26 protein-coding genes are annotated in these 26,771 nt (G+C 66.4%); 11 read left to right on the top strand and 15 right to left on the bottom strand.

What is annotated here, in order from left to right:
* Positions 1-211: 211 nt before the first annotated feature.
* On the bottom strand, positions 212-1,639 hold the full coding sequence (locus EPL01_RS15860; protein ID WP_135826249.1) for an FAD-binding oxidoreductase: 1,428 nt from the start codon (positions 1,637-1,639) through the stop codon (positions 212-214).
* 229 nt (positions 1,640-1,868) lie between these two features.
* Here EPL01_RS15860 and EPL01_RS15855 point away from each other — a divergent pair, with 229 nt between their 5' ends.
* Together EPL01_RS15855 and EPL01_RS15850 are read left to right on the top strand one after the other, a co-directional pair.
* A complete protein-coding gene (locus EPL01_RS15855; protein WP_246045717.1) occupies positions 1,869-2,885 on the top strand; it encodes a winged helix-turn-helix domain-containing protein in 1,017 nt (338 codons plus the stop codon).
* A 91-nt stretch (positions 2,886-2,976) separates the two neighbouring features.
* Positions 2,977-4,293 (top strand): MFS transporter, encoded by a 1,317-nt coding sequence (locus EPL01_RS15850; protein WP_135826248.1) that lies wholly within the window; start codon positions 2,977-2,979, stop codon positions 4,291-4,293.
* 7 nt (positions 4,294-4,300) lie between these two features.
* Here EPL01_RS15850 and EPL01_RS15845 read toward each other — a convergent pair whose 3' ends face one another.
* Entirely contained in the window at positions 4,301-5,695 is a 1,395-nt protein-coding gene (locus tag EPL01_RS15845; RefSeq protein ID WP_135826247.1) for a cytochrome P450, read from the bottom strand.
* 378 nt (positions 5,696-6,073) lie between these two features.
* Here EPL01_RS15845 and EPL01_RS15840 point away from each other — a divergent pair, with 378 nt between their 5' ends.
* Together EPL01_RS15840 and EPL01_RS21780 are read left to right on the top strand one after the other, a co-directional pair.
* The gene (locus tag EPL01_RS15840; protein WP_135826246.1) at positions 6,074-6,307 is read left to right on the top strand and encodes a zinc ribbon domain-containing protein; all 234 of its coding nucleotides are present in this window, start codon (positions 6,074-6,076) and stop codon (positions 6,305-6,307) included.
* A 10-nt stretch (positions 6,308-6,317) separates the two neighbouring features.
* Positions 6,318-6,473, top strand: a complete 156-nt coding sequence (locus EPL01_RS21780; protein ID WP_168215923.1) for a DUF8143 family protein — start codon at positions 6,318-6,320, stop codon at positions 6,471-6,473.
* 29 nt (positions 6,474-6,502) lie between these two features.
* On the opposite strand, the gene EPL01_RS15835 is transcribed toward EPL01_RS21780, so the two are convergent.
* The 8 genes from EPL01_RS15835 to EPL01_RS15800 all read right to left on the bottom strand — a co-directional run bounded on the left by EPL01_RS15835 (position 6,503) and on the right by EPL01_RS15800 (position 15,072).
* Positions 6,503-7,531 (bottom strand): DUF7972 family membrane protein, encoded by a 1,029-nt coding sequence (locus tag EPL01_RS15835; RefSeq protein WP_135826245.1) that lies wholly within the window; start codon positions 7,529-7,531, stop codon positions 6,503-6,505.
* Positions 7,524-7,757, bottom strand: coding sequence for a DUF4177 domain-containing protein (locus EPL01_RS15830; protein ID WP_135826244.1), 234 nt, complete (start codon positions 7,755-7,757; stop codon positions 7,524-7,526). Before EPL01_RS15830 ends, EPL01_RS15835 begins: the two co-directional genes overlap by 8 nt.
* Positions 7,758-7,897: 140 nt before the next feature.
* On the bottom strand, positions 7,898-8,947 hold the full coding sequence (locus EPL01_RS15825) for an ABC transporter permease (RefSeq protein ID WP_135826243.1): 1,050 nt from the start codon (positions 8,945-8,947) through the stop codon (positions 7,898-7,900).
* On the bottom strand, positions 8,940-10,856 hold the full coding sequence (locus EPL01_RS15820; protein ID WP_135826242.1) for an ABC transporter permease subunit: 1,917 nt from the start codon (positions 10,854-10,856) through the stop codon (positions 8,940-8,942). Before EPL01_RS15820 ends, EPL01_RS15825 begins: the two co-directional genes overlap by 8 nt.
* A complete protein-coding gene (locus EPL01_RS15815) occupies positions 10,853-11,740 on the bottom strand; it encodes an ABC transporter ATP-binding protein (RefSeq protein ID WP_135826241.1) in 888 nt (295 codons plus the stop codon). Before EPL01_RS15815 ends, EPL01_RS15820 begins: the two co-directional genes overlap by 4 nt.
* Positions 11,741-12,368: 628 nt before the next feature.
* The gene (locus EPL01_RS15810) at positions 12,369-13,112 is read right to left on the bottom strand and encodes a DNA-directed RNA polymerase subunit epsilon (protein WP_210424169.1); all 744 of its coding nucleotides are present in this window, start codon (positions 13,110-13,112) and stop codon (positions 12,369-12,371) included.
* A gap of 156 nt (positions 13,113-13,268) precedes the next feature.
* On the bottom strand, positions 13,269-13,886 hold the full coding sequence (locus tag EPL01_RS15805) for a HalX domain-containing protein (protein WP_135826240.1): 618 nt from the start codon (positions 13,884-13,886) through the stop codon (positions 13,269-13,271).
* 136 nt (positions 13,887-14,022) lie between these two features.
* Entirely contained in the window at positions 14,023-15,072 is a 1,050-nt protein-coding gene (locus EPL01_RS15800; RefSeq protein ID WP_246045716.1) for a helix-turn-helix transcriptional regulator, read from the bottom strand.
* A gap of 414 nt (positions 15,073-15,486) precedes the next feature.
* On the opposite strand from EPL01_RS15800, the gene glmU reads away from it, so the two are divergent.
* Positions 15,487-16,668, top strand: coding sequence for a bifunctional sugar-1-phosphate nucleotidylyltransferase/acetyltransferase (glmU, locus tag EPL01_RS15795; protein WP_135826238.1), 1,182 nt, complete (start codon positions 15,487-15,489; stop codon positions 16,666-16,668).
* A 374-nt stretch (positions 16,669-17,042) separates the two neighbouring features.
* Here the strand turns inward: glmU and EPL01_RS15790 are convergent, their stop codons facing one another.
* The 4 genes from EPL01_RS15790 to EPL01_RS15775 form a co-directional block, all read right to left on the bottom strand.
* Positions 17,043-17,471: a DCC1-like thiol-disulfide oxidoreductase family protein gene (locus tag EPL01_RS15790; RefSeq protein WP_135826237.1), complete on the bottom strand. Its 429-nt coding sequence runs from the start codon at positions 17,469-17,471 to the stop codon at positions 17,043-17,045.
* A 111-nt stretch (positions 17,472-17,582) separates the two neighbouring features.
* A complete protein-coding gene (locus EPL01_RS15785) occupies positions 17,583-17,945 on the bottom strand; it encodes a 2Fe-2S iron-sulfur cluster-binding protein (protein ID WP_135826326.1) in 363 nt (120 codons plus the stop codon).
* A 473-nt stretch (positions 17,946-18,418) separates the two neighbouring features.
* Positions 18,419-19,078: a DNA protection during starvation protein gene (gene dps / locus EPL01_RS15780; protein WP_135826236.1), complete on the bottom strand. Its 660-nt coding sequence runs from the start codon at positions 19,076-19,078 to the stop codon at positions 18,419-18,421.
* Between the two features lie 86 nt (positions 19,079-19,164).
* Positions 19,165-20,112, bottom strand: a complete 948-nt coding sequence (locus EPL01_RS15775) for a hypothetical protein (RefSeq protein ID WP_135826235.1) — start codon at positions 20,110-20,112, stop codon at positions 19,165-19,167.
* Positions 20,113-20,261: 149 nt separating this feature from the next.
* Between EPL01_RS15775 and EPL01_RS15770 the strand changes: the two genes are divergently transcribed.
* The 6 genes from EPL01_RS15770 (at position 20,262) to EPL01_RS15745 (ending at position 25,584) form a co-directional block, all read left to right on the top strand.
* Entirely contained in the window at positions 20,262-22,586 is a 2,325-nt protein-coding gene (locus tag EPL01_RS15770; protein ID WP_135826234.1) for a DEAD/DEAH box helicase, read from the top strand.
* A 120-nt stretch (positions 22,587-22,706) separates the two neighbouring features.
* A complete protein-coding gene (locus tag EPL01_RS15765; RefSeq protein WP_135826233.1) occupies positions 22,707-23,105 on the top strand; it encodes a DUF7475 family protein in 399 nt (132 codons plus the stop codon).
* Between the two features lie 91 nt (positions 23,106-23,196).
* Positions 23,197-23,592, top strand: a complete 396-nt coding sequence (locus EPL01_RS15760) for a thioredoxin family protein (protein WP_135826232.1) — start codon at positions 23,197-23,199, stop codon at positions 23,590-23,592.
* Between the two features lie 193 nt (positions 23,593-23,785).
* The gene (locus EPL01_RS15755; protein ID WP_135826231.1) at positions 23,786-24,232 is read left to right on the top strand and encodes a DUF7552 domain-containing protein; all 447 of its coding nucleotides are present in this window, start codon (positions 23,786-23,788) and stop codon (positions 24,230-24,232) included.
* Positions 24,229-25,071 carry a DUF7260 family protein gene (locus EPL01_RS15750; protein ID WP_135826230.1) on the top strand — a complete coding sequence of 281 codons (843 nt, stop codon included), beginning with the start codon at positions 24,229-24,231 and terminating at the stop codon, positions 25,069-25,071. Before EPL01_RS15755 ends, EPL01_RS15750 begins: the two co-directional genes overlap by 4 nt.
* Before the next feature lie 90 nt (positions 25,072-25,161).
* Positions 25,162-25,584, top strand: a complete 423-nt coding sequence (locus tag EPL01_RS15745) for a DUF7552 domain-containing protein (protein WP_135826229.1) — start codon at positions 25,162-25,164, stop codon at positions 25,582-25,584.
* A gap of 19 nt (positions 25,585-25,603) precedes the next feature.
* Here the strand turns inward: EPL01_RS15745 and EPL01_RS15740 are convergent, their stop codons facing one another.
* Positions 25,604-26,635 carry a DUF7544 domain-containing protein gene (locus EPL01_RS15740; protein WP_135826228.1) on the bottom strand — a complete coding sequence of 344 codons (1,032 nt, stop codon included), beginning with the start codon at positions 26,633-26,635 and terminating at the stop codon, positions 25,604-25,606.
* Positions 26,636-26,771 lie beyond the last annotated feature (136 nt).

Here is a 26,771-nt window from a genome sequence, read left to right as displayed (position 1 = left end):
ACCGGAGAAATGTAGGTTAGAAAGCCCTCGCGCGGTTCGCGGTCGCTGACGCGACATATCCGACGCGCGCAGAACCGCGCGTCGGATAGGGGTCGCGCAGACGACCGCGGGCCAGAGGCCCGCGAACCGCGCTCGCCCTTTCAGTCCACCAGGGAGTCGGTTGGTTCACCGAGCGGTGCAGGTGGTTGGTCGCAAATCGCTAAATCACACCTTACTCAGATTGCTCGCTCTCGGCTCGGACGCGCTCTCCGTCCGCCGTCTCGGGGAACATCTTGCCCGGGTTCAGAGTGTCTCGGGGGTCGAACGCGCGCTTGAGGCGGCGCATCGCCTCGACCGTCTCGGGGCCGTGTTCGGCGTCGAGGAACTCGCGCTTGCCGAGGCCGATGCCGTGTTCGCCGGTCGCGGTGCCCCCGAGGTCGATTGCCTTCTCGATTGTGGCTTCGTAGAGGGCGTGGGCGGCCTCGACCCGTTCGGGGTCGTCCTCGTCTACCAGCACCGAGTAGTGGAGGTTGCCGTCGCCAGCGTGGCCGAAGCAGGGAACCAGCAGGTCGCGCTCGTCGGCCCGCTCCTTGACGAACTGGACCATCTCGGGGTAGTCGCTGATCGGCACCGTCACGTCGCCGGGGTGGAGCGCGGTCAGGTCGGGGTCCCAGAGCTGGATGGCGTAGGCGAGGTCCTTGCGGGCCTGCCAGAGGTCGTCCATCGCGTCCTCCTCGGCCGCGTCGAACCGCCGGAGGTCGTGGTCGGCGAAGACGCCCCGGCAAAACTCGATTTCGCGCTCGACGCCGTGGTTGGCGTGAAATTCGAGGAAGACGGTCGGCACGTCCGGCAGGTCGGTGCCGGTGTAGGCGTTGGCCATCCGGGCCGAGTCTCCGTCCACGAGTTCGATGGTCGCCACGTCCACGCCCGAGCGCACCGCGTCGAAGACGGCCTCGGCGGCGTCGTCGAGCGTCGGGAAGAGCGCGCGAGCGCCCCGAACCTGCTCGGGTCGGCCCGCGAGTTCGAGAGTAGCGCGGGTGACGACGCCGAGGGTGCCCTCGCTCCCGACGAACAGGTCTTTCAGGTTGTATCCGCTGGAAGTCTTGACCGCCTTGCTCCCGGTGGTGATGACCGACCCGTCGGCGAGGACGACTTCCAACTCCAGCACCCAGTCGGAAACCTCGCCGTACTTGACCGTCTTCATGCCGGAGGCGTCGTTGGCTATCATCCCGCCGACGGTCGAGATGTCGCCCGAGGAGGGCAGCGGCGGGAAGAACAGGCCCTCAGAGGCCACCGCCTCGTCCACCTGCGCGCCGAGGAGGCCGGGTTCCACGTCGATTTGGAAGTCGTCGGGGCGAACGTCGAGTACCGCGTCCATCCGCGAGAGGTCGAGGCTGACGCCGCGGTGGGCGGGCACGGCGTTGCCCTCCAGACTCGTCCCCGCCGCGTAGGGCGTGACGGGGACTCGGCGGTCGTTCGCGGCCGAGAGGACCGCAGACACCTCCTCGGTCGATTCGGGCCAGACCACGGCGTCGGGGATGACGCCCTCGCCGCGCTCCTCCGCGCCGAAGTCCGCGGCGTGACTCTCGCGGGCCGACTCGCCGAACGAGACCTCGCCGTCGAGCGAGAGGTCCGCGAGAAACGAACAGTCGTGTGCCATGCGTTATCATTAGGTGGTGGTAGCTTAAACTTTGGACCGCGACGCGGCGCGCTCGCACCCCGCCAGCGAGGTGCGAGCCGCGGCTCTGACGTTATCTCGGCTCTCCCGTCGCGCGGTATCTTGGACAGCCGTATATTTCTTTAGAAATTGTTCCGATATTTCTAGCAAATAGATATTTATCTCCCTGTCACCGCCACGATTTACAACGGGTCCCGTTCGAACTGCCGACATGTCCGACACCGACGACGGTCCGCGCTCGCCGAACTCGTCGCCCGACCGCGAAGCGTCGGGCGACGAGCGCGAGGTGGAAAGGAATTCGGAAGCGCCGGGCGACGAGCGCGGAGTCGAGAGCAATCAGGAAGCACCGGACGAAGTGGTCGCGGAGCGACTCCCGCCCGAGGAGGCCTTCGAGTTGCTGGCCCACGACCTGCGATTTCGCATCCTCGAAGTCCTGAACGACGCCGACGGGGCGCTCGCGTTCTCGGGCCTCCGCGAGCGCGTCGGCGTGGACGACCCCGGCCAGTTCAACTACCACCTCGGCAAACTCACCGACCGGTTCGTCCGGAGCGCCGACGAGGGCTACGAACTCGCCCCGCCCGGCAGGCGAATCGTCGGCGCGGTCCTCTCCGGCGGGTACACCAAGATTCTGGACGCCGACCCGGTCGAGACCGACGCGCGGTGCATCGTCTGCGGCAGTCGGATGGCGGTCGAGTTCCGCGACGACGGCGTGGAAATCCGGTGCGGCGAGTGCGAGGAGACGCTCACCAACACGTCCGTCCCGGCCGGAATCTTGGAGGGCGTCGCGCCCGCGGAGGTCCCCGAAGTCGTGGATCAGTGGCTCAAGCGCGTCCACGCCGCCGCCGACTTCGGCTTCTGCTCGAACTGCGACGGTCGATTCGAGGCCGGTCTCGTCGTCGCGGGCCAGCCGGACGCCCCCGACTGGCTCGACGGCGAGGAGAAACCGAGAGCGACGGTCCGCTACGAGTGCGACCGGTGCGGGTTCGAGTGGACCTCCTTCCCGCCCTCCGCAGTCCTCCTCCACCCCGCCGTCGTCGGGTTCCACTACGACCACGGCATCGACGTGCGCGAGACGCCGCTCTGGGACCTCGACTGGCTCGGAATCGACGTGATGAGCGTCGAGAGCGCGGACCCGCCGGAGGTCGAAATCTCGGTGACCCTGGACGGCGAGACGGCCACCTTCACCTTCGACGCGGACCTGAATCTAGTCGCCGAGCGCCGAGAGTGACAGGAGTAGAACAGAACGGCGTTTCTGCAACTCGCCTCACAGAAATGTTCTTCTACAAACACTTATTCGGGGCGCGCCGGTGGGCTTCTCCATGGGAACTCTCCGCTCGAACGCGTCGTTCGTCCGCCTGTTCTCCGGGCGCGTCGTCACGAACGCGGGCGACAGCCTCTACGCAATCGCCGCGATGTGGCTGGTCTTCGACCTGACGGGGTCACCGTTCTACACCGGTCTCGCCAGCTTTCTGACCTTCGGCCCGCAGGCGCTCCAGTTTCTGGCCGGGCCGCTGGTCGACCGGTGGTCGCTCCGGCGCGTCCTCGTCTGGACGCAGGCCCTGCAGGCCGTCGGCGTCCTCGCGGTGCCGCTCGCCGCCGCGACCGGCCACCTGTCGGTCTGGCTGGTGCTTGCGGTCATGCCGGTCCTCTCGCTGGTCTCGCAGTTCGACGCTCCGGCGATGACCGCGACCCTGCCGCGAATCGTCGAGGACGAGCAACTCGTGCGGGCCAACTCGCTGTTCTCGGCCGCCGGACAGAGCCTCGACATGGTGTTCAACGCCGCCAGCGGCGCGCTCATCGCAATCGTCGGCGCGGTCGCAATCTACCTCGTGGACGCCGTCACCTTCGTCGTCGCGCTGAGCCTGTTTCTGGGACTCGCCATCGACTCCAAAGAAGACCCGGAGGGCGAGAAGGCGCGGGCAGACGGCGGAGAACCGGACACCGAGGCAGACCCAGCGAGCGAGGAGTCGAAAGCAGACGCCGAGGACCCCGCGTCCGACCCCGTCGGCGACTACCTCGACCGACTCCGCGAGGGCTTCGACTACCTCCGGGGGTCGGCCATCGCGTCCATCGTCGTCGGCGCTGTCGTGGTCAACTTCACCTTCGGCGTGACGATGGCGGTCCTGCCCGCGTTCGCCGAGTCGCTCGGCGGCCCCGAGACCTACGGCCTCGTGATGGCCGCGGTCGCCGGGGGCAACCTCGTCGGGTCGATGGCCTCCTCGCTGGTCGAGGACTTGCCCTTTGGCCGCCTCGCGGTCGGGTGCTTCGTCGTCTCGGCACTCTGCCTGTCTGCGGCGGTCGCGGTGCCGGGCGTCTCGGCGACCGTGGCGCTGTTCTTCGCGGCGTTCGTCCCCTCCGGCGCGTTCAACGTCGTCTTCTTCGCCATGCTCCAGTCGGCGGCGGACGACGACATGCTGGCCCGCGTGACCTCGGTCACCTCCAGCGGGGCCAGCGCGATGATGCCCGTCGGGTCGCTGGTCGGCGGCACGGTCGCCAGCGCGGTGGGCGTCACGACCGCGCTCTACGGGACCGGCGCGGCGTTCGGCTTCATCGCGGTCTACTTCCTCGCGCGACCCCGCCTCCGACTGCTCCCGCCAGTCGCCGAGGCCGACGCGGACATCCTCGGCCTCGGATAGAGGAGTCCTACTCCGCGGGCGACTCGACCGCTTTCTCGGTCCTCTCCTGCTTCTCGCGCCACTCCTCGCGCTCGTGAATCTTCATCTCCACGGGCTTCTTCGGTCGCGCGGTGATGCTCATCCGGAGGTCCATGCTCGGCCCCGAGACCTGTTCGAGGTGGAACCGCTGGAGAATCGTCGCCAGCACGAGGCGGGCCTCCAGCATGGCGAACCGGTCGCCGATGCACCGGCGCGGCCCGGCCGCGAACGGGAAGTACGCGAGCCGCGGCAGGGACTGCTCGAAGTCGCCGGTCCACCGTTCCGGTCGGAAGGCCATCGGGTCGTCGTACCACCGGGGGTCGCGGTGGACGACGTGCTGGCTCATGCTCACCGTCTCGCCCGCCGGGAGTCGGTAGTCGCCGACTCGGTCGTCCTCGACCGGTTCGCGCACGATGCTCGGCACCGGCGGGTAGAGGCGCATCGACTCCTTGACCACCTGCTCGAGGTAGGTCAGGTTCGGCAGGTCTCGGAAAGTGGGCGTCTCGCCGCCCAACTCCTCGTCCAACTCTCGCACGATTTTCCGCTCGACGTCGCCGTGCTGGGCCAGCAGGAAGAATGTGAACGTCAGCGCCAGCGCGGTGGTCTCGTGGCCCGCCAGCAGGAGCGTCATGACCTCGTCGCGGACCTGCCGCAGGCTCATCCCCTCGCCCTCGTCGTCGCGGGCCGCCAGCAGCATCGACACCACGTCCTCGTCGGTCGGGTTGCGCTTTCGCTCCTTGATGATTCGGGCGACCACGCGATTGAGGTCCTCGACGGCGTTCTCGAATCGCCGACGCTCGGGGGTCGGAATCTGCTCGGGGACGAGGTCCGAGTAGGAGAACTCGGAGGCCTTCATCACGGTTTCCAGCGCCTCGCCGACCTCCTCGGACTCGTCGCTCAGGTCGAGGCCGAACATCGCCCGCCCGATGATTTCCAGCGTCAGCGCGGTCATGTCCGAGTGGATGTCCCGAATCTCGCCCGCCCGCCAGCGGCCGGTCTGACGTTCGGTAACATCCACCATCATCTCGGCGTAGGTCGAGATGCGGTCGGGGTGGAAGGCCGGTTCCACGAGATGACGCTGTCGCCGCCAGAACTCGCCCTCGGCGTTCAGCACGCCGTTGCCGAGGACGGGGCCGAGCGTCTCCTGAAAGACCTCGCCCTTCACGTAGTTCTGGTTGTTCCGGACGAGGACGTGTTCGATGTGTTCGGGGTCGGCGAGGTGGTACATCCACCCGCCGGGGACCTTCCAGCGGACCACGTCGCCGTACTCGCGGTGGACGCGCCGCTCGAAGCCGAACGGGTCGCGGGCGTACTCTGGCAGGCTCCCCACCAACGGGAGTCCGTCGGGACCGGGCGGTGTCTCGGCTCCCCCTCGTTTTGACATGGGAGTAGCTACGCGACGGACGTCCAAGTAGGCCACGTTAAAAACGGGGTACAACCGAGGCGGGGTTGCCCCGCGCGTAGCTGAGCGGTACTAACATGGTTCGGAGAAGCGTCACAACCGACTGGTTTCGGTCGGCGAAGCGGTCATCGCCCCTGGTGGACTGAAAGGGCGAGCGCGGTTCGCGTCCAGTTTAGTCGTTTCAGCCGACCCCTATCGACGCGCGCAGAACTGCGCGCGTCGATATGTCGCTGAACGACCGCGAACCGCGCGAGGGCTTTCGAGACCGTCGTCGCTATTTCCGTGTCGTATCTATCTACGACCACTCCCCATCCCCGAACCACCACAAAACTCATGCCAACGCCTCGAACACTCTCAGACATGCCCTCCGACCCGACCCCCGACGGCGCGAACGACGAAATCGGCTGTCCGAAGTGCGGCCACACCGAGACCGACGTCGGGACCATCTCGACGACCGGCGGCGGCCTCTCGAAGATGTTCGACATCCAGACCAACCAGTTCCAGGTCGTCTCGTGCCTGAACTGCGGCTACTCCGAACTCTACCGCGACACCGGAACGGCCGGGAGCGACATCGTGGACGTGTTCCTCGGCTGATTTTCCAGTCGTGTCCGGAGCCGCGATTTTCGTGGTGGCGATGCTCCTGAGCGTCGGCGGCGGCCTGCTCCTCTACCTGCTGGTGCGAGGAGAAAAGAACCAGCGCCGAGTGATGGACCGCGAGTCCGCCGAGCGGGCGGCGCGGCGCGACACCGACGAGGAGTAAGTTCGGCCCCACTCCCGAGGAGCGAGCGTTCACTCCGAATACGATTGCCGGAGGACGAACGGGCCAATCGCCAGCGTGTGCTTGGCCACGACGACGACTCGCAGGATGTAGGTCAGAAACAGCAGGAACGGGACGAGCGTAATCGTAAACGCGGCCCCGACGACCCACGTGACGTTCGGGACGCCGAGCGTCGCGCCCGGGAACGTCGGCCCGCCGACGAACGCCAGCATCGTCCCGGCGACGACCAGCGCCGGGACTGCGGCGTAGAGGATGTACCGCGAGAGGTCCACGAGTTCCCACTGGAAGTACAGCGTCTTGATTTGCTCGCGGGCGGGACCGAACATGGTCAGCGCCGTCTCCAGCGCGTGGAAGGCCTCGTCGTCGTCCTCGTCCAGACTGTCGGCGAACTCCTCGGTGATGCGCTCGATTTGGTAGATTTTCCACGAGTAGTTGTAGTCGAGCGCCGCGCCCAGCACGCCGAAGGTGCCGAACTGTTCCCCATCGAGCTTGTCTATCGTCTTGTCCGCGTTCTCCCGCAGGCTGTCGAGGAGTTCCCCGACCTGTCGGCGTAGCTCCTCGTCGTCGTTGTCCGCGAGTTGCTCCTCCAGGGCGTCGGCCCGGCGCTCGTTGGCTTCAAGCAGTTGCCGGAGGAACTTCGCGGGGTCGGCCTCGGGTGCCGTCTCGAAGATGTCGGTCGCGTAGGTCCGGAAGTCCATCGCGTCGCTCATCCGCTGGCGCTGGTCGCCCAGCGGGCCGTTCTCTTGGGAGATGACGAGTTGGCTGATGGTGACGACGAGCGTGGTCCCGGTGATGACGCTTCCAATCATGGTCGAGAACATGGTCTCGACCGTGTCGGCCGACTTGATTGCGGTCTGCAACGACGGGACGACGACGGTGCTGACGCCGACGAACGCGCCGAAGACGACCAGCGCCAGCAGACCAGTCACGACGAATCGGTTCCCGTCCATCAGGAACCAGTCGTAGAACCGGTTCCAGCCGACGCGCTCGCGGAGCGTGTTGGCCGACTGAATCTCGTCGGAGTCGCCGGTCTCACTCATCGTCGGCCCCGGAGTCGCTGTCTTCGGCGTCCGACTCGTCCGCAGGGCGTCTGAAGACGAGGAACTTGGTGCCGCCACCCACGTAGTCGATGGTCTGGTCGAACTCCCACCCGTCGTCGGCGTGTTCGTTCAGGAGCGAGGTCGGGTCGCGGGCCTCCTTCTGGGAGGTTTCCCGCGGTGGCCGGACGGCCTGATACTCCCATCTCGGAGGGGCGTCGGAAGGCATGGATGGAATCTGACGGGACTGAGCGGGCTAAACGTGACGGCCCAAGTCCCGATCCAAAGTGTCGGTCCGGCGAGCGCCGTGCGCCGGGCCGACCGACGCAGAGAACGGCTTTTGTTGCTTTACCGATTGTAGAGGATTCCCTACGACCCGAGTCCTCGCTTCGCCACGAACCGCCGGAGGCCGACGAACGCCGCGAGCGAGACCACCAGATACGCGCCGACCGAGAGGTGGGTCAGTTGGGTCGGACTCCCGATTGCCAGCTTCGCCACCGCGTTGGCGGGCGATTCGGGCAGGAGGTACGTCGAACTGAACACGACCAGCACGCCCATCGAGAAGAGGAACTGAGCCTGCTTGCGCTCGCGGAAGGCCAGCGCCGCGGTCGCGCCCATCGTGACCACGCCGACCGAGAACCCGGTCACGAGGAGCAGAATCTCGACGGGGTTCGCAATCGCGGTCCCGTTGAACGACAGGAGTGCGAGCCACGCCCCGGCCTGCACCGGCGCGAGGACGCCCATCGCCAGCATCTTGCCGTCCACGATGTCCACGCCGGTCAGGGGCGTCACCCGGAGGAGTTCCAGCGTCCCGCGGTCGTACTCCTCGGCGATGGCGTCCACCGCGATGCTCCCGCTGACGAACACCGGCAGGAAGGTCAACAGGGGCACCAGCACGGTGTAGGTGAACCCGAAGTAGGGACTGGACGACGAATCCGGGGGCAACTCGACCGGCTGGCGTTCGAGGCTGTGGCGCAGGCGCTGTCGCTCGGCCCGCTCGAAGGTCTCCAGCACGCCCTTGATTTGGGTCACGACCAGCGTGGTCCTGACGTTGCCATCGGGGGCGATTGCCCTCACGCGCGCCCGCCCATCGGGCGTACGATCTACTTTAAGTACGGCGTGAATCGCTCCGCGGTCGAAGTCGCGCATGGCGGCGTCCTCGTCGCTGTATTCGAGTGTGCGCCACCCGTCTTGCTCCTCGATGACCGGCACGATGTCCTCGCGGGCCTCGCCGGTCACGCCGAACTCCACGACGAACTGGTTCGAGACCGAACCGGGGTCGTAGAGCGAGACCAGTCCGACCGCGAGGAACGACGAGAACGCCGCGACGAACAACTGGATGAGAATCGCCAGCACGATGGTCTTCTCGCTCCGGAGCGACGCCAACTCGCGCTTGGCGACCGTCAGGCGCTTACCCAAGGTAACTCACCACCGTTAGGTTGTAGGCGGCGTGAACCAGCGTCGCCACCACCAGCGTTCCGGCGTACCAGTTGCGGTCGCGGGTCGCCCCGGCCGCGGTAATCGTCGTCGTGACGGTGTGGAGCGCGAGGGGCGCAAAGAGCAGGCCGAGCAGGACGAGGGGAGAGGTCTCGACGCCCAGACCGGTCACGGTGCCGAACGCCGCCCGTCCGAGTTCGAGGTTCGGCAGGCCGACCAGTTGGGCCACCGCGGTCGCCTTCTCGCCGAGGAAGAACCCCAGTCCCGAGAGGAACCCGAGGGTCGCGGCCGACCGGAGGGTCCGCTCGAATCTGTCGTGAGCGAACCCGGCGTAGACGTGGACCGATTTGGCGACCTCCTCGACCAGCGCGATTGCGACCAGCAGGACCGGCATCGACAGCGACACCGGGAGCGCAAAGAGCAGGGCCACCGCCAGCAGTTCGCCGACGAAGACGAACGGAATCGAGAGCGCGCTCAGCTTGACCATCGAGCGCCGCCCGGAGATCTGGCTGTCGAGCGCGTCGAGGAATTTGAGGGGCACGGGGCGCTGAGTGAACATGTCCTCCTCGCGGTAGACCCCAGCGCCGAGCGCGAACAGCACGCCCGCCGAGAGGTAGAGCGGACCCGTAGAGAAGGCGTACTCGCCGAGCGAGAACGCGGTGCCCCGAAGGGCCTTCACCACGAGGGTCAGCGGCGAGATGGCCGCGACCGGGTGAACGTTGGTGAAGATGGCCGGGACGAAGGCGTAGGAGGTCAGGAAGACGGATAGCGTCACCGTGACGAAGGTGAGTTCCTTGAACGACCGGGCGAACATCCCGCCGACGAACGCTGAGGCGAGGAACAGGAGCGCGATGGGGACCACGGCGGAAACCGAGGCCGCCGCGGTCGAGGCGACGGCCGTCGCTCCCTCGGCGGCGGGCGTGAGGATTGCGATGCCGACCGCCGTAATCGAGGCGATGGCGGTCATCCCGAGGAGGTAGGGCAGGGTCTTGCCCGCGATGATGTCGCCCCGCGAGACCGGCGAGACCAGCAGGAGTTCGCCGCGCTCGTTGATTCGCTCGTCGAGAATCGTCGAGGCGTAGGCCTGAATCACGAAGTTCATCGGGAGGACGAACGCGAACGCCAGCACCAGCGACTCGAAGGGGAAGGGCGGCGCGATGTCCGAGGGAGTGCCGCCGCGGGCGTTCCCGCCGAACAGCGACCCGCCGCCGCTTCCGACCGAGGGGGCCTGCATCGGGCCGTCGCTCCCGCTCGAACCGTCGCCCGTCCCACTTCCGGCGCTTCCGCCGGGCGCGGTGGTCGCCCCGGGCGAGCCCGTTCCTCCAGACTGGCCGCCGCCCAGTCGCTCCTCGCCCTCACGGGTCGTCCGCGCCGCGGACGACCCAGACGCGCCAGCGGGGTTGAGTCCGGTCTGCTCCTCGTAGCGAAGCGAGACCTCGACCGGGAAGGCGGCGGTCTGATTCGACTCTCGGGACATCAGCAGGTCGTTGTACTGCTTGACGGTCTTGCGGAACTCGGCGAGCGCCGCCTTCCCCTTCCGGGTGTCGTCCCAGACCACTTCTCCGGGCGCGCAGCGGACCATCTCCTCGGTGCAGACCACCACGTCGGCCTTCGGGTTCGGGCCGACCTCGCCGGTCGAGAGCGTGCCTTTCGGGTCCACCGGGGCGAACGTCGGGTCCTGCGCGACCGGTTCGTAGTACGGACTCTCCGGCGAGACGCCCACCTGATAGATGCCGTCGTCCAGCGTGACGCCGCGCTGGGCCACCATCGGGGTGAGCGCGCCGACTGCGAGGAGAACCACGAGGCCCACCGCAATCGCCCGGCGGTCGAGTTGCCCCGCGTTCTTCGAGACCTCCCAGCGCGCGATGCGGAGGACCTTGCGGAGGTTCACGGTCGGCCCTCCACGTCCGGGGAGTCCTCGGCGAGGTCGAGGAAGATGTCTTCGAGGCTCGGGGTGTGGGTCTGGATGTCCGCGACTTCGCCACCGGCCGAGGCGGCGAGTTCGCGGGTCTCCTCGACGGCGTCCATGCTCTCGACGGTTCTGCGGTAGTGGCCGTTCTCCTTGACCGACCCCTCGACTTCGACGGTGGTGTAGACGCGATACTCGGTCTGACCGTGTTCCTCGCGGATGTTCTCGACGCTCCCGCGGGCGACGATTCGACCGTCGTTCATGACTGCCACGCGGTCGCAGATGCTCTCGACGTGGAACAGGTTGTGGGCGCTGAAGACGACGGTCTTGCCGGATTCGGCCAACTCGCGGGTGAACTCGATGATGTAGTTGGTCGTGAGGGGGTCGAGACCGCTGGCGGGTTCGTCGTAGATGAGGACCTCGGGGTCGTTGACCAGCGAACGCGCGATGGCGACTTTCCGGGTCATGCCCTTCGACATGTCGCCGATGGGTCGCTCGCGGTGTTCCAAGTCGAGGCGGTCCAAGGTGTCGTGGATTCGCTCGCGCGCCGCGGCGGTCGGCACGTCGTAGAGGTCCGCGAAGAACTGGAGGTACGAGACCGCGGTCATGTCCTCGTAGAGGGGCGACTCCTCGGGCAGGAAGCCGAGGTGCTTGCGCATCTCGGGGTTCTGGGCGTCGTAGCCCGCCACGCGGGCGGTGCCGCCGGTCGGTTCCACGAGTCCGGCGAGCATCTTCAGCGTCGTGGTCTTGCCCGCGCCGTTGGGACCGATGACGCCGAACACTTCGCCCTCGGGGACCGAAAAGGTGCTTCCCTCGACGGCGGTAAATCCGCTGTACGTCTTTCGGAGATTTTCGACTTCTATCATCTAATTATTCGGGTGTGTTCGCCGGGGGAACTTGGTTTTGTGGTTCGCGTTCGTGGCGACGACCGCGGCGTCCGTCAGTGGGGGTTCCGGCCAGTTTCGACCGCAGAGAGGTTAATAATTATTTCTCCCGCAATCATTTGTATCCCTTTAGTAATTCTATGGTTGTCTTCGGTGAGGTAGGAGCGGTTCAGCCGGAAAGGGGGTCTCGACCCACTGCGACTCGAACGCGGACCTCGATTCGCTTTAAGTGCTTCTGGCGACAAGGGATAGATACGAGGGAAGACGGTCTCGTTCTACCGAAGCTACACCGACTGGACGCGAATCTGTGCATCACCTGAGAGAGCGACTCGCCAGCCGTATCGATGTCCGACCGGATTTCGTTTAAGTAGTTCTGGCGACAAGGGATAGATACGAGGGAAGACGGCCTCGTTCTGCCGAAGCTACACCGAACAGACGCGGGTCTGTCTGTCGGAGCAAATATCCGAGTCGCCAGCGATAGCTCGGTTCGCTTTAAGTTCTTCTGGCGACAACGGGTAGATACGAAGGAAGATTCGCTCGCGGTTTCTCCCGGTTCTCCGAGTTCGCGTAGCCGTTCGCTCGTTTTCAGCCCGTTGCTCGCGCTTTCCGGCTACCGCTCGTGGTCCTCGTCGGCCCGCCGGGCCTCGACGCTCGGCAGGTTCGGGTCGCGGTGAGGATTCCGGCCGTACACCGCCTCCTCCAGCCCCTGCTCTCGGAGTTGGTCCTTGAGCGTGCGCCGGAGTCGGTTCAGACTCGTGACGTTCAAGTCGTGTTTGGCCAGCAACTCCTCGAATCGCTCCTCGTCGGTAATCGAGTCGAACTGGTCGTAGAGCGATTCCAGACGCTCGGGCGACAGCCCTCGAATCCACTCGTCGTCGTGAAGCCCAAGATAGTGTTCGCGCTCGCGGTCCACCACGTGGCGGATGACCACCAGCGCCACCTTCGGAATCGCGCGCTGGCTTCCGAACGCGGTCAAGTCGAGGTCCGACATGACCCCCACCACCCGGTCGCGTTGCCACGGCGTCAGCGACAGGTCGTTGCAGAGCGCGTGGGCGATTCGGAGCTTGTCGAGGCGGTGCATCCGCGCGCTGTGGCCCGTCATCGCGGAGTGGCGCTCCTCGTGAAGCCGCCGGGCGCTCTCGGAGAGGTCGGCGTCGGGCGATTCGGCCCGCCCGATTTGGGTCGCGCTCGGCGTGACCGGCCCCCACTTGCGCACGGTCTGGTCGCGCTGGAGGTCCGCCCGCGCCACCGCGCCGTCGCCGGGGCGCTGGCTCAGCGGTCGCTCCGCCTCTCTATCGTCGGCAAGAGACTCGGACTGCCACGACGGCAGCGAGTCGGTCCACCCCTCGGTCATCGATATCAGTACCACGTAGTCGGTGGCAGTCGGTTAAATGTATCCCCCGACCCGAGAGCCGTGGCTCTGGCTATCGAACCTGAGTCCGGCAGAACGAGGGCGTCTTCCCGTCGTATCTATCCCTTGTCGCCAGAAGCACTTAAAGGGAGAGCGACGTCATTCCTCGGCGTCGTCGCGGCCAGCGTCGTCGCTGTCGGCGTCGCCGCGGTCTGAACCCGGCGCTTGGAACTCGGCGCGCAGGTCCTCGTCGTCGAGTTCCGTCGCGGTGTCGGAGAGTTCGGCGCGGAGTTCGGCCAACTGCTCGGTGAGTTCGACGTACTCGTCGCTGGCCTCCAACTCCTCGCTGCTCTTTTTGGTCTCCAGCGCCGCCTTCTTGTTCGCCAGCGAGAGGAACTCCCGCATCTGGGCGTCGTACGTCGAGCGACGAAGGAGTTTCTCGACCGTTTCGAGGAGTTCGTCGGGGTCGGACACCGGCTTTTCGAGATAGGCGTCGAAGCCGAGTTCGAGGATGTCGAAGTCTGGTTCGACCGCCGAGACGAGCGCGACCCGACAGGTGAGTTTCTGCTCGTGAATTTCGTCCAGCACGTCCTCGCCCGACAGGTCCGGCATCCGCCGGTCCAGCAGGACGACGTTCACGTCCTCGTCGAGTTTTTCGAGGGCTTCCGACCCGCTGTAGGCCGTGCGGACCTGATACTCGTCCTCGAGCCACTGAGCGTACGCGTCGGTTATCGGCTTCTCGTCGTCGACGATAAGTACTGTAGCGTTGTCGGACATGAGTCCGGTGTCGACTCCCGTCTTTGATGAGTTATTCATACTGTGTGTGTTAAACTACCTTGTCTCGAAGTCCTACTCGTCTGGTGTCGGCGACCGCGAACCGACACGCCCGTTGCTCCCGATTCGAATCCCGTCATCAGTCGGTCCCTCCCTGCTCGAAGGGTGATTTCGCCGTCTCGGGTTCGTAGCCGCTGAGGAAGACGAGGTTGCCCCGTCCGACCTGCACCCGAGTGATGAGGCCCTTCTCCTCCATCTTCGACAGCTTCCGGCTGACGGTGGATTTCGACCAGTCGGTCTCCTCGGTCACGTCGGCCTGCTTCATCCGGCCGCCGTACTGCGTGAGGAGTTCCCGAATCCGGTCCTCGTCTGTCAGCATCGCCTCCTCGGGGAGTCCCTCGACGCCCGAGTCCGGACTCGGCTCCTCGTCGGAGTCGCCCGCGTCCGAGTCGTCGGATTCGGCGGTCGCGCCCTCGGCGGCGACCTCGGAAGGTTGAGAGTCCGACGGTCCCGAGAGGACGCCCGAGAGCGAGTCCCGAATCGACGCGACCAGTCCGGTCTCCGAGTCCGGCACCGATACGTCGGTGTCGTGGGACTGGGCGTGTTCGCTGGTCGCCGACTGGTCGCCGTAGGTCTCGGTGACCGACCACGACTCGCCGTCGTCGGAGACCTCCACCACCGCGTCGAACAGCGATTTCAGCGTGTTGATGGTCTCCTCGTCGTGGATGTCCGGGTCCATGTGGTAGAACCCGATTGCGTCGGCCGCCTGCACCCTGTGGGTCAGGATGTGTAGATACCGGAAGGCGGTGTCGAAGTCCACGTACTCCAACAGAATCGTCAGCGTCTGGACCGACACGAGCGTCCGATTCCCGTTGCCCTTCCAGCGAGTCAGGCGCTCGCTCAGCGGCGCGATGATGTCCATCGGTTGGTTCGGGTCCACCCGAGAGACCGACACGCCGGGCGGAATCCCGCTGGTCTCCTCGTCCTCGGTATCGACCGTGTTCGCGTGGATAAACGCGAGTTCCGCCGGGAGTTCGTCGATGTGCGCCTTCCAATCGGAAATCCACGTCTCCGGCGGCGGCGTGTACGTGACTGCGGCGACGTTCGCCTCGCCCGGCGGCGTGGTGGACGCGAGGAGTTCGAGACACGTCCGGTTGCCCGTCGGCGTCAGCGGCGCTAGTAACAGCACGTTCGAGGACTGCTCTAGGCGTCTCTTATCAGATGTATCGATATTCATTCGTTTGTGGCCATGGTTCGTGATTGTGTCCCCTGTCGTAGGTCCGATTGAAGCGCCCGCGAGTAGTGAGCAATAACGGTCCGGCGAGTATTAAGTCGTTACCTTCCAGAACTCGCTTCGAGAGCGAGTACTGGCTGTGGTTCCGGAGGGGAGTTGCCGTCGAGTCGTACTGTCTCGTACTTCGTGCAGTCTGCAACCGCGGTGCAGTATTCCACCCGCAGTAGAGACAACATCCGCTAAACGAGATTATACAAAGCAAGGCGCCCGACACGTAAAAAGCCTCGGCGGTACTCGTCACGGGACTTAAGTGGGAGTTACGAGGTCGACTCCGAGGGACTAAAACCGTGGCTTCCGAAGAGAAGTACCATGCAAGCAGTCGTTCTCGCCGCGGGCGAGGGAACCAGAATCCGCCCGCTGTCGGCGTCGCTCCCGAAACCGATGCTCCCGGTCGCCGACCGACCGCTGGCCGCCCACGCCGCCGAGGCCGCGGTTCGAGGAGGCGCAGACGAGTTGATTCTGGTCGTCGGCTACGAGGCCGACGCGGTCCGCGACTACTTCGGCGACGAGTACGCTGGCGTGCCTGTGACCTACGCAGTCCAGCAGGAGCAGGCTGGCACCGCCGACGCGGTCCGGGCCGCGAGCGAGTACCTCGACGGTCCCTTCGCGGTCCTCAACGGCGACAACCTCTACGAACCGGAGGCCGTCGCCGCCCTGTTCGACGGCGGGCCGAGCGTCGGCGCGGTCCGAGTCGAGGACCCCACGAACTACGGCGTCCTCTCGACCGAGGAGGGGGTCGTCACCGACATCGTAGAGAAACCCGAAAATCCGCCCTCTGAGTTGGCTAACGCCGGGGCCTACGCCTTCCCGGCCGAAGCCCGCGAGTGGTTGGAGGTCCCCGAGAGCGAGCGCGGCGAACACGAAATCACCGACGTGCTGGCCCGAGTCGTCGCGGAGTACGACGTGGGCTACGCCGAGATGGACCGCTGGCTCGACGTCGGGCGACCGTGGGAACTGCTCGAAGCCAACGAGTGGAAACTGAGCGAACTGGAGCGCGACGTGCAGGGGTCGGTCCACGAGACGGCCGACCTCCGAGGAGACGTGGTCGTGGAACCGGGCGCACAAATCGACGCAGGCGTGGTTATCGAGGGGCCTGCCCTGATTCGCTCCGGCGCGAGCGTCGGGCCGAACGCCTACGTCCGCGGCGCGACCCTCGTGGACGAGGACGCCAAAATCGGCCACTCGGTCGAGGTCAAAAACAGCGTGGTCGGCCGGGGGTCCCACGTCGCACACCTGAGCTACGTCGGCGACAGCGTGCTGGGCCGAGACGTGAACTTCGGCGCGGGCACGAACGTCGCCAACCTGCGCCACGACGGCGAGGCGGTGAAACTGACGGTCAAAGGCGAGCGCGTCTCGACCGGCCGCCGGAAGCTCGGCGTCGTGGTCGGCGACGGCGCGAAGACGGGCATCAACACGAGTCTGAACGCTGGCGTGAAGCTCTCCTCGGGCGCGACGACGAAGCCGGGCGAAGTCGTGACGCGGGATAGGTAGCCTGACGGAATTTCTCGAACTCTTCACCTTCTACCCGGCGCGCGCTGGCGGGGCGGCTTGTTCGCCCCGCCAACCGCGCGAGGTCTTCGGCGAAGCCGAAGGCTCGGCGGACGCGGTTTGTCCGCCGGTGGATGAGGACCGCAGGGTGTGAGCGAACGCGAACCCCGAGGACCGCAATCGGTTGGGGAGGGTCGTGGCCCGCGGTTGCGGTGCGGGGCGGTCGCGGTGACTCCTAGGCTCAAGCCTGAAGCTAGCTCTCCTGAACGCTTTTGCCTCGAAGCTAACTCCCCTGAACTTCCCCAACTCGAAGCCTGCTCTTCCAACTCGCCCTACACTCGAACCGCAAGAAGCGTCAATTATAGAGAAACGATTTCTCAACGACTCACTTTCGCGGTGTGCCACGCGTTCCCCGCCAACTCCTCGAACGGCTCTTTCGCGTCCTCAGCCATCGGATACTCGCCGTGGTAGGGGTCCGGGTCCCCGTCGACCCCGCTCACCGTCCGAATCGCGTCGGCCAGCGACTCGTAGTTGTCGCCGACGATGTCTCGGACCAGCACCGGCATCCCTGCCCGGTCGCAGAGTTCCCGCGCCGCCTCTCGGCCGACGTAGACGCGCTCCTCGCGACGGTCGGCGAAGACGAGCGCGAAGGGCGTCTCGCCGAACTGCGCTTCGAGGAAGGCTTGGGCCGAGTCCTCCTCCCACTCGATTGCGCCGACGCCGTCCACCCGCCGGAGCGCCGAGGCCGCCGCCGAGCAGAACGGACACTCGCCGTCGTAGACGAGGACGCCGTGGTAGTCGCTCATGGGCGACAGTTCGGTCGCTGGCGGTAAAAATCGGATGCCCGGACGGCCTCAGGCGTAAGTTAATATTTGTTTAGAAAACCAGGTCCATTCTTTAGAAACGAATTACAATTCCTATCGCTTCGACCGGCCCGGCGGCTTGTCGTGTTCCGCGCGGTGGTCGAGCATCGCGTCGTACTGGCAGGCCCGAATCCGGAGGTCCGACTCGGGCTTGGCCGTGCAGGGCAGGATGAGGCCCGCCTCCTCGTCCTCGTCGTAGTACCGCTTGGCGTCGGACTGGTCTACCTCGCCCTCTACCAACTCGGCGGCGCAGGTGGTACACCACCCCTGCTGGCAGTCCGCCGGGAGCCAGACGCCCTCGCTCCGCGCGGCCGAGAGGACGTACTCCGTCTCGGGGACCTCGATTTCGACTGTCTCGCCCGCCTGCTCGACGTCGCAGTCCTCCGGCACCTCGATAGCGACGGTGTACTCGGTCACGAGGGTTGATAGTGGGTAACTCGGGATGAACGTGACGGCTACGAAATACCGTTTTGCCGTGACCACCAACAGCAGAATCGGTGTCGTGGTGTCTTCTTGAAGCCCCCGCCCGGTCGCGGTCACGTGAGCGAAGCGAACGTGACCTCGGGAGACGCGGTTTGTCTCCCGGCGGTCGCTGGCCGACATAGCTGGACCTCTCCGCACGGCCCGGCCCAGATAGGGGTCGGCCAGACGACCACGGGCCTCCGGCCCGCGACCGGGCGGCCCCTTCATCCACCCCACGGCGGTTGGTCGGCCGAGCGTTCGCTGACGGTTGATTCGCTGTCGCGCTACTGGTGATTGGAGAGTCTGCGCGCTACTGGCGGTTTGGGTCACCGAGCGCTTGCCCGTGGAAAGTCGCACCGAGCGCGCCCCGGCAGAATCGTCATCGGGCGCGTTCGGTCGTCAGGTCGCCGGTCTCCCCGAGTCGGCGGTTACGCCGAGTCGTTGATGCGCCGGTTGGTCGAGTAGGGCGCGTCGCCGGGTTCGCCCCGGATGAAGTGGCCCGCCGGGTTGATTTCACCGTCGCGCTCCATGCTGAGGAGTTCGATGAACCACGCCTCGTGTTCGACCTCCTCTTGGAGGATGCGCTGGGCCATGTCGTAGGTCCGCGGGTCCTTGCCCTGCGTCATGTCGCAGACCTCGCTCCACGTCCGGATGGCGCACCGCTCGGCCTCCAGCAGCACTTCGAGGATGCTCTCGGCGTCGAGGTCCTCGACGTGGTCCGGTTCGTCGCCCCCCATCGGAACCGGCAGTTCGGCGTCCGGACACGACGCCCGGTCGGCGAAGTCTCGGATGTCGTTCGGCAGGTGGCCGCCGAGTTCGTAAATCCGGGGTGCCACGAGTTCGAAGTGCGCGCGGTCTTCGAGCCGCGCGTCCTCGGTAATCTCCTTGTAGTCCTCGTGGCCCGCCAGATGCATCCGCAGGTTGGTGTAGTAGTAGTACGTCGTGAACTCCGCGCCCACGGCGTCGATGAGCTTCTCCCGAAGCTCCTCCGGGTCGACTCCCCGTTCCCGAATCGCTTCCATTCCGACTCGTTTACTCGTGTCGCCCGCTTCGACGTCGCCTGATGCATGCTGCTTTTCGTCTGACATTCGGTCTCCCCCACGGACAACGACGACTTTCTGACCCTTAACTATTCTTCCCAGACTACGAACACAGATTCGGATTCCGAGAACAGCTACTCGGATGGCGACTCCCGTCTCGCCTGCGTTCCCGTCGTGGTGCCGCCGACCGCTTCGACGCTCGCCGTCCGGGTCTCGGCGGGCGATTCGAGTCGCAGACCGATTTGCTCAGTCCCGGCCGAGCTACGGTCGCCGACCGACCACGTCTGCTCGCGGCGCTCGCCAGCGGGAACCGAGAGTTCGGCGGGACGAGGCACGAACACCGGGCCGGACTGGTTCAAGCACGCCCGAAACGTCCCCTCGCCCTCGCCGACGTTCTCGACGGTCAGCGAGACCTCGAACGGCTCGTCGTGAGCCACCTCCTCCGGCGCGTCGAACGAGACCACCTCGAAGTCGGCGGGAGGAGTCCGGAGTTCGGCCAGAAACTCCTCGTCGAGCGACTCGCGCCGACTCTGATAGGCCAGCGCGATTTCGTCGGCGTCGAGGGGGTTGGGTACCTCGAAGGCGACCCATCCGGGTTCGACCTCGCCGGAGCGATAGCTCGACCCGAGCTCGTAGACCAGATGCGGTCCGGCCACGTCGCCCGGCGCGAGCGTCCCCCAGAACCGCCGGTCGTCGGCGGCCAGCGAGAAGTCGCTCGGCGGAGGCGAGTCGGTCCGCGGTCGGACTTCCACGAAGACGAACTGGGTCTCCTCGGCGGCGGTGACGGCCATCGAGTCGGGCGACGTGAGGTAGAAGAACGACGACTGGACGCCGACCGGCACGAACTCGACCACGTGCGGTTCGGCAGTCGATTCGGTCTCGGATGTCTGTTCCGTCTCGGAGGGGTCCTCGGTCCCAGACGAGGGCGGCGTGGCAGACGGAGATTCGGTCTCGGTGGCGGTCGGGCGCTCGCTCGCTGTCTGAGTCGTGGTCCCGCCGAGACCGTCGAGACAGCCAGCGAGACCGCAGAGAGCGAGCGCGCCGCTCTGGAGGAGGGCACGGCGGCCGCGGGGTCGTGTCATTGGGACCGAACTTCAACGATAACTGGAATAAAGTTTGTCATCTACTCACGAGTAACATCGCGGGCAAAACGTCCGAGTCCATCCTGCCTCCTGCTTCACTTTCGCTCCGCGGCGAAAGCGGTTAGTCACCCCGACCCTATCGCCGATTCGTGGACGAGACCATCGACTGGCTTCGGGGTCGGCCCTACTACGACGCGCAGGTAGAGAGCCACCGGACCCTGCCCGGCCGGGACGGCGAGTTTTCCGACGTGGACCTCGAACCGCGGCTGGCCGGTGCCTTCGACGAGCGCGGCATCGACGCCCTCTACCGCCATCAGGCCGACGCCATCGAGGCGGTCCGCGAGGGCCGGAACGTCGTCCTCGCCACCCCGACCGCGAGCGGCAAGAGCCTCGCGTACACCGTTCCGGCGTTCGAGCGAGCGATGGACCGCGGCGGGCGCACCCTCTACGTCGCGCCCCAGAACGCGCTCATCAACGACCAAGAGGAGACCCTCTCCGAATTAGCGCGTGACCTCGGATTCGGGAGCAAGGTCTCGGTCGAGCAGTACACCGGGCGATTGAGCAAGTCCGAGAAGCGCGCGGTCAGGGACCGCCAACCGACCGTCCTCCTGTCGAACCCCGACATGCTTCACTACGCGCTGTTGCCCCATGCCCACCGACTTTGGGACTGGTTCTTCGAGGGATTGGAGACGGTCGTGCTGGACGAGGTCCACGAGTACCGCGGGGTGTTCGGGAGCCACGTCGCGCTGGTGCTTCGGCGACTCCGGCGGCTCTGCGACCGGTTCGATTCGGCCCCGCAGTTCGTCTGCTGTTCGGCCACCATCGGGAACCCGGTCGAACACGCCGCGAACGTGACGGGCACCGACTCCGACTCCTTCCGCCTGATAGACGAGGACGTGAGCGACACCGGGCCGACCCACTGGTTGCTCTGGAACCCGCCGGAGTACGAGAACCCGCAGGCCGGGACTTCGGGGCGGCGCAAGTCGAGTCACGCCGAGACCAAGCGCGTCTTCGCGGATTTGGTCTCGAAGGGGCACCAGACGCTGGCGTTCACCCGCGCCCGGCAGGCCGCCGAGCAGTGGGCGATGGAGAGCGCCAAGGAGTTGCGAGAGCGCGGTCGAGGCGACCTCGCGCCCGACGTGACGGCGTATCAGGCCGCGCTCAAGAACGACCGCCGGAAGGAAATCGAGGAGGGCCTGAACGACGGGGAGATTCGGGGCGTCTGGAGTACGAACGCCTTGGAACTCGGCGTGGACATCGGCGGCCTCGACGCGGTGCTGCTGGACGGCTACCCCGGCACGCGGATGGCGGCCTTCCAGCAGGCCGGGCGCGCTGGCCGAGGAGACGACCCGAGCCTCGTCGCCATGATTGCTGGCGAGGACCAACTCGACCAGTACCTGATGGCTAACCCCGAGGACTTCTTCGCCGGAGACCCCGAGCGCGCCGTCGTGAACCCCGAGAACGACCAGCTCCTGCCGAACCACGTCCTCTCGGCGGCCCGCGAGACGTGGCTCTCGCCCGACGACGAGGAGTACTTCGGCGACTCCTTCCCGGACCTCGTGGCGGACCTCGAAGCCGAGGGCCTGCTGGAGAGTAGGATGACCGACGACGGTCTGCGCTGGACCTACGACGGCGAGGGGAGTCCCCAACACGAGATGAGTCTGCGCTCCATCGACGACCGCGAAATCGAGTTGATGGACCGCCGGAACAACGACACGATAGCCTCCCTGCCCTTCGAGGACGCCCTGACCGACGCCCATCCGGGCGCGATCTACCACCATCAGGGCCAGTCCTACGAGGTCGTGGACCTCGATTTGAGCAAGCAGGTCGCGGAACTCTCGCCGACGTGGGCCGACTACCACACCAAGCTCCTCCACGAGAAGGAGATTACCGTCGAGGAGGACCGCCGCGAGAAGACCCTCTCGACCCGCGAGGACGTGCCGGTCCGGTTCGCCGACGTGACGATGCGCAAGCAGATTACGGGGTTCGAGCGCCGGGACCGCTCGGGCGAGACCCTCGGCCGGGAGAGCCTCGACATGCCCGAAATCTCGCTCCGGACCAAGGCGCTGTACTTCACGGTGCCCCGCGACGTGGAGGAGAAAATGCGCTCGCAGGGCGACTTCAACGGCGGCATCCACGCCGCCGAACACGGCATGATTTCGCTGTTCCCGCTCGAACTGCTCTGTGACCGGGCTGACATCGGCGGCCTCTCGACGCCGATGCACCCCCACACCGGCCGAAGCACCATCTTCATCTACGACGGCTACCCCGGCGGCGTGGGTCTCGTGCGGGAGGGCTACCAGACCGTCGAGAACCTGATGGAGAACACCGCGGAGATGATCGGAGCCTGCGAGTGCGACGAGGAGGGCGGCTGTCCGGCCTGCGTGCAGTCTCCTCACTGCGGCAACGCCAACGACCCGCTGGACAAGGAGCAGGCGAAGTTCCTGCTGGAAGAACTCACCGAGCGCGAGTAGCCGTCCCGACGCGCGCTGCGCCGTTCTCCGGAATCCGGGTCGGTCGGGAGCCGAGTTGGTAGATTCTCGGTGCGCGAGAACCGGGGGATTGCTTATTGTTATTCAGACGCAATTGTACGTATGGCACAATCCGGAACGTCGTTCTTCGAGACCGAATCCATCGCTGGCATCGAGTGGTTCGCCGTCGCGCTCGTCTTCGTGACGGGCCTCATCCACGTCTACGTCGGTGCCGTCGAAGGGGCCGTCCCGCTCGTTCTCGCGGGACTGGGCTTCTTCGGGGCCATCGTCCTCTACCTGGCGAACTACCGGCGGCGACTGCTCTACCTCGTCGGTATCGTCTTCACGGGCGTTCAGATACCGCTCTGGTACGTGGTGAAGGCGGGCGAGTTCACGACGATAGGCTACGTGGACAAAGCAGTCCAAGTCGTCCTCGTGGGCCTGCTGGCGTACCTCTACTGGAACGCCCGAACGCCGAGCGTCGACCAACGCGACGTCTCGCAGACCGAGCAGGCCCGATAACACCGACCGAATTCTCCTCGGCGGCGGTCCGCTTAGCGCGGTATCTCAGAGGCGTAAAATTAAGTCACACCCCACTCTACCCCCGACTAGCATGGACGACGACGACCTCTCGGAGGTACGGGAGCGCAAGAAGCGAGCGCTCGTGCAGGAACACGGCCTCGGAGCGCCCGCCGCGCCGGTCTACGTCGATGGGTCGCAGAACTTCGAGCAGACCGTGGCCGCCCACGAGGTCGTGCTGGTCCACTACTACGCCGACGGCGGTGCCGGTCAGCGCCTCCATCCGGTCGTGGAGTCGGTCGCAAACGAGACGCTCGCGGCGGTGGCGAAGGTCAACGTCGTGCATCACCAGAAGTTGGCCTTGGAGCAGGGCATCGAGTCCACGCCGACGTTCGAGGTGTACGCCGACGGCGAGTGCGAGGAGCGAGTTCGGGGACAGGTAGAGAAGGCGGAACTGGTGGAACTGGTCGAGGAGTACACCGCGTTCTGAGCGCGCCGCGCTGGCGAGTTCGGGTCGGTCCGCTCCGATTGCAGACGACATCTGAATGACCGCTTCGGCCAAAGACAACTATACGATTGTATAACACTACTAGAACATTCTATAGTAATTGTACATTTATGTCTAATCGCCTATCCGAAACACCTTTTAGGCGGACCTAACTTAGATTAGGCCAGCCTAAACCATGTCAGACTCCCTCGAAGCGCTCCGCCGCCAAATCGCCGAGCGGGCCACCGACGACGGCGACTTCTACGTCGCGTGCGCCGAGACCGACGAGCGCCCCGCGCCGCTGACCGGCCGACGGTTCCCGTCCGAGGAGGCCGCCGAGGACGCCGCCGAACTCGCCCGCGAGTACCGCGACCTCCTCCGCGAGTCCGACCCCGAACTCCCCGAGTACTGCTTCGCTGTCTACGAGCAGTCCGGCGAGCCGCTGACTATCGTCTCGACGCGCGAGCAGGCCGAGGGCCAGCGCGAGAACGGCCTGCCCCGGACCTCGCGGTCGGTCACGGTTTCGGGCGACGGCGAGCGCGAGTGGCTCCGGATGGACAACGCGCCGGTCGTCCACGTCCGGCGGGACGGCGAACCGCTCCCCGACGACGCCGTCGAGCGCCAACTCGATTCGAAGCTATGAACATTCAACTCCGGACCCACGCCGCAGTCGAGCGCGCCGAGGCCGAGCGCGAGCGAATCGAGGAGAAAGTCGCCGCCTTCGAGGAGTTCGGCGAGCGCGTCAGCGAGGTGTCGGCCGACGCGGGCCAGCAGGTCGGTGGGGCCAGCGGTCCCACTCGCTCCGCTGGCTCGGCGAACTCCCGACGCGGCCAGTCCGGCGGAAGCGCGCTGGCCGGGAGCGCAGTCGCCGCGGGAGCGACCGCGAGCGGCGGAACCCGAGCGACCGCCGACGCCGCCGAGACCGTCCGCGAGGCGTTCGCCGAGACGGTTCTGCCCTACGCCGACGCCGACACCCTCTCCGAGGCGATGGCCGACGAACTCTCCGCCGAACTGGCGGCGGCGCTCTCGCCCGCCGCGGGCGGGTTCACGCCGGGACTGAAAGGCCAACTCCTCTCGCGGGTCGAGTCCCGGACGAAGGAGTGCGGACTGCTGGCCGACGCCATCGGCACCGAGCGCGACCGGATTCAAGCGGTCGCCGACGAACTCGACGCCGCGACCGACTGGCTGGCCGAGGCCGACGAGACGCCCCTGCTCCAACTCGGCTTCGAGGAGCTGCGCGAGCGACACGACCGGTTGGCGGAGTTCCGCGAGACCTGTACTCGCCTCGCTGGCGAGCGCCAGTCCGCGGTCCGAGGCACCCAGAACGACGGTCTGACCGGCATCCGCGAGTCGGAACTCCTCGACCACCTCTACGCCGACTTCGAGGACGACCACCCGGTGCTGGCAGACCTCGCGCGACTCGACGACGCGCTCGCCGACTGCCAGCGCGCGGTCCGAAAGCACCTCTGCGCTCGGGTCTGACGGTTCGCTCTTCTGACCTGTCCCTCTCCCGGTCGATGCGGAGACCGAAACCTCTTACCGGCTCGTCTTCCGTCTCCCCACCGAACCCCCATGACAGACCGTCTCGAACACCTCCACCAGCGGATAACCGACTCGACCGACCCCGATGGCGATTTCGCCGTCGTCTGTCCGCTGTCTGGCAAGCGCCCGGTCCCCGTCCGGGGAGAGTCCTTCCCCTCCGCAGAAGTCGCCGAGGAGGCCGTCGAACTCGTCTGCGAGTACCGCACCCTCCTGCGCGAGGTGGACCCGCACCTCGAAAGCATCCCCATCGTGGCCGTCGAGCGCGACGCCGACCCCCTCACGCTGCGAGAGGACTCCGAGGGTCGCGGGCGCTCCTCGCGGTCGATCTCGCTCTCGGGCGAGGGCGACGGCGAGTGGCTTCGGATGGACGACGCGCCCGTGGTCCACGTCCGGCGGGACGGGGAACTCCTCTCGGACGGGTCGGTCGCCCGACAACTCGACGCCCAACTCTGACAGCAGTCCGATCCCGCGACTACGCCATCCCGCGAATGTCGCGCCGGAGTTCCGGAATCAGGTCGAAGTCCCGGTCGGTGTCGCCCAGCACGAGCAGCGAGTGGTACCGGAGGTAGGTCTGGACCGGCACGAATGCCACCGAGAGCGCGGCGGTCAGGAGCGCGAAGTACGAGAGCGCCAGCAGGACCGTCACGGCCACCGCGATCGGGTTCGCCAGCAGACCGGCCGGGCCGCCGAGCACGGGCACCGCGAAGATTCCGACGACCACGAGCGGAGCGACCAGCACCGCGCCGACGACGCTACCGATTATCGACGCGACGATGCCGACCGCGATGGAGAGGAGGAATCGGACGAGCGCGTAGACGCCGTACTGCTTCCACTCGCCGGTCAGCGTCGGCCAGAACCGCTTCCACCCCGCGATGACGCCGATGTTCTTGGATATCATCACCGGCACGACGAAGTTGACGGTGAAGGCGTCCACGACTGCGACGGTGATGCCGACCAGCGCCAGCAGGGGCGCGAGGACCAGAATCAGGCCGACCGGGAGCGTCGGCCCGACGCCCGCAATCGAGAGGACGCCAGCGACCACGACGAGCGCCGGAATCACGACCAGCAGGCCGAGCGCGACCCGGAAGGCGAACAACTGGACCGCCCGCCCGGAGTGCTGGCTCGCGTAGTCTCGAATCCGGACGCGCTGGCGGCGGAGCGACTCCACGAAGACGAACTCCATCACCGACCCGACCAGCGCGTACAGCAGGCCGACGACCAGCGCGACGACGACGACGCCGAGGAGGACGGGCAGAAACTCCCCGAGTTCGGCGGGCACGTCCGTTTCGAAACCCATCGGTCCCGTCGGCCCCGGCGGGCCGCCGTTCGGCGTGCCGGGACCGGTCGAACTCCCGCCTGCCGCGGAGGGACTCCCTCCTCCGGCGTTTCCGAGGAAGAAGACGACGAGCGCGAGTTTGAGCCACTGCCGAGCGTCTACGGGGGTCAAGAACGCTCTCGTCGCGTCGAGAGCGTCGTCCAACGAGTCGACTGCGTACCACGACATGGCTGGGGGTACGCGAGCGACCGAGAAAATGGTCGGGGATGGAAAACGACACGAATCTAATTTGTCGGGGACGGCCTGCGCTCGCCGCGAAGGTCAGATTCCGCCCACAGAGCGATAAAGCGGTTCCTAAAAGAAA

Source organism: Halorussus ruber (assembly GCF_004765785.1).
Taxonomy (GTDB): Archaea; Halobacteriota; Halobacteria; order Halobacteriales; family Haladaptataceae; genus Halorussus; species Halorussus ruber.
The sequence above is the reverse complement of the archived record's forward strand: the minus strand, read 5'-3'. Positions and strand labels throughout refer to the sequence as shown.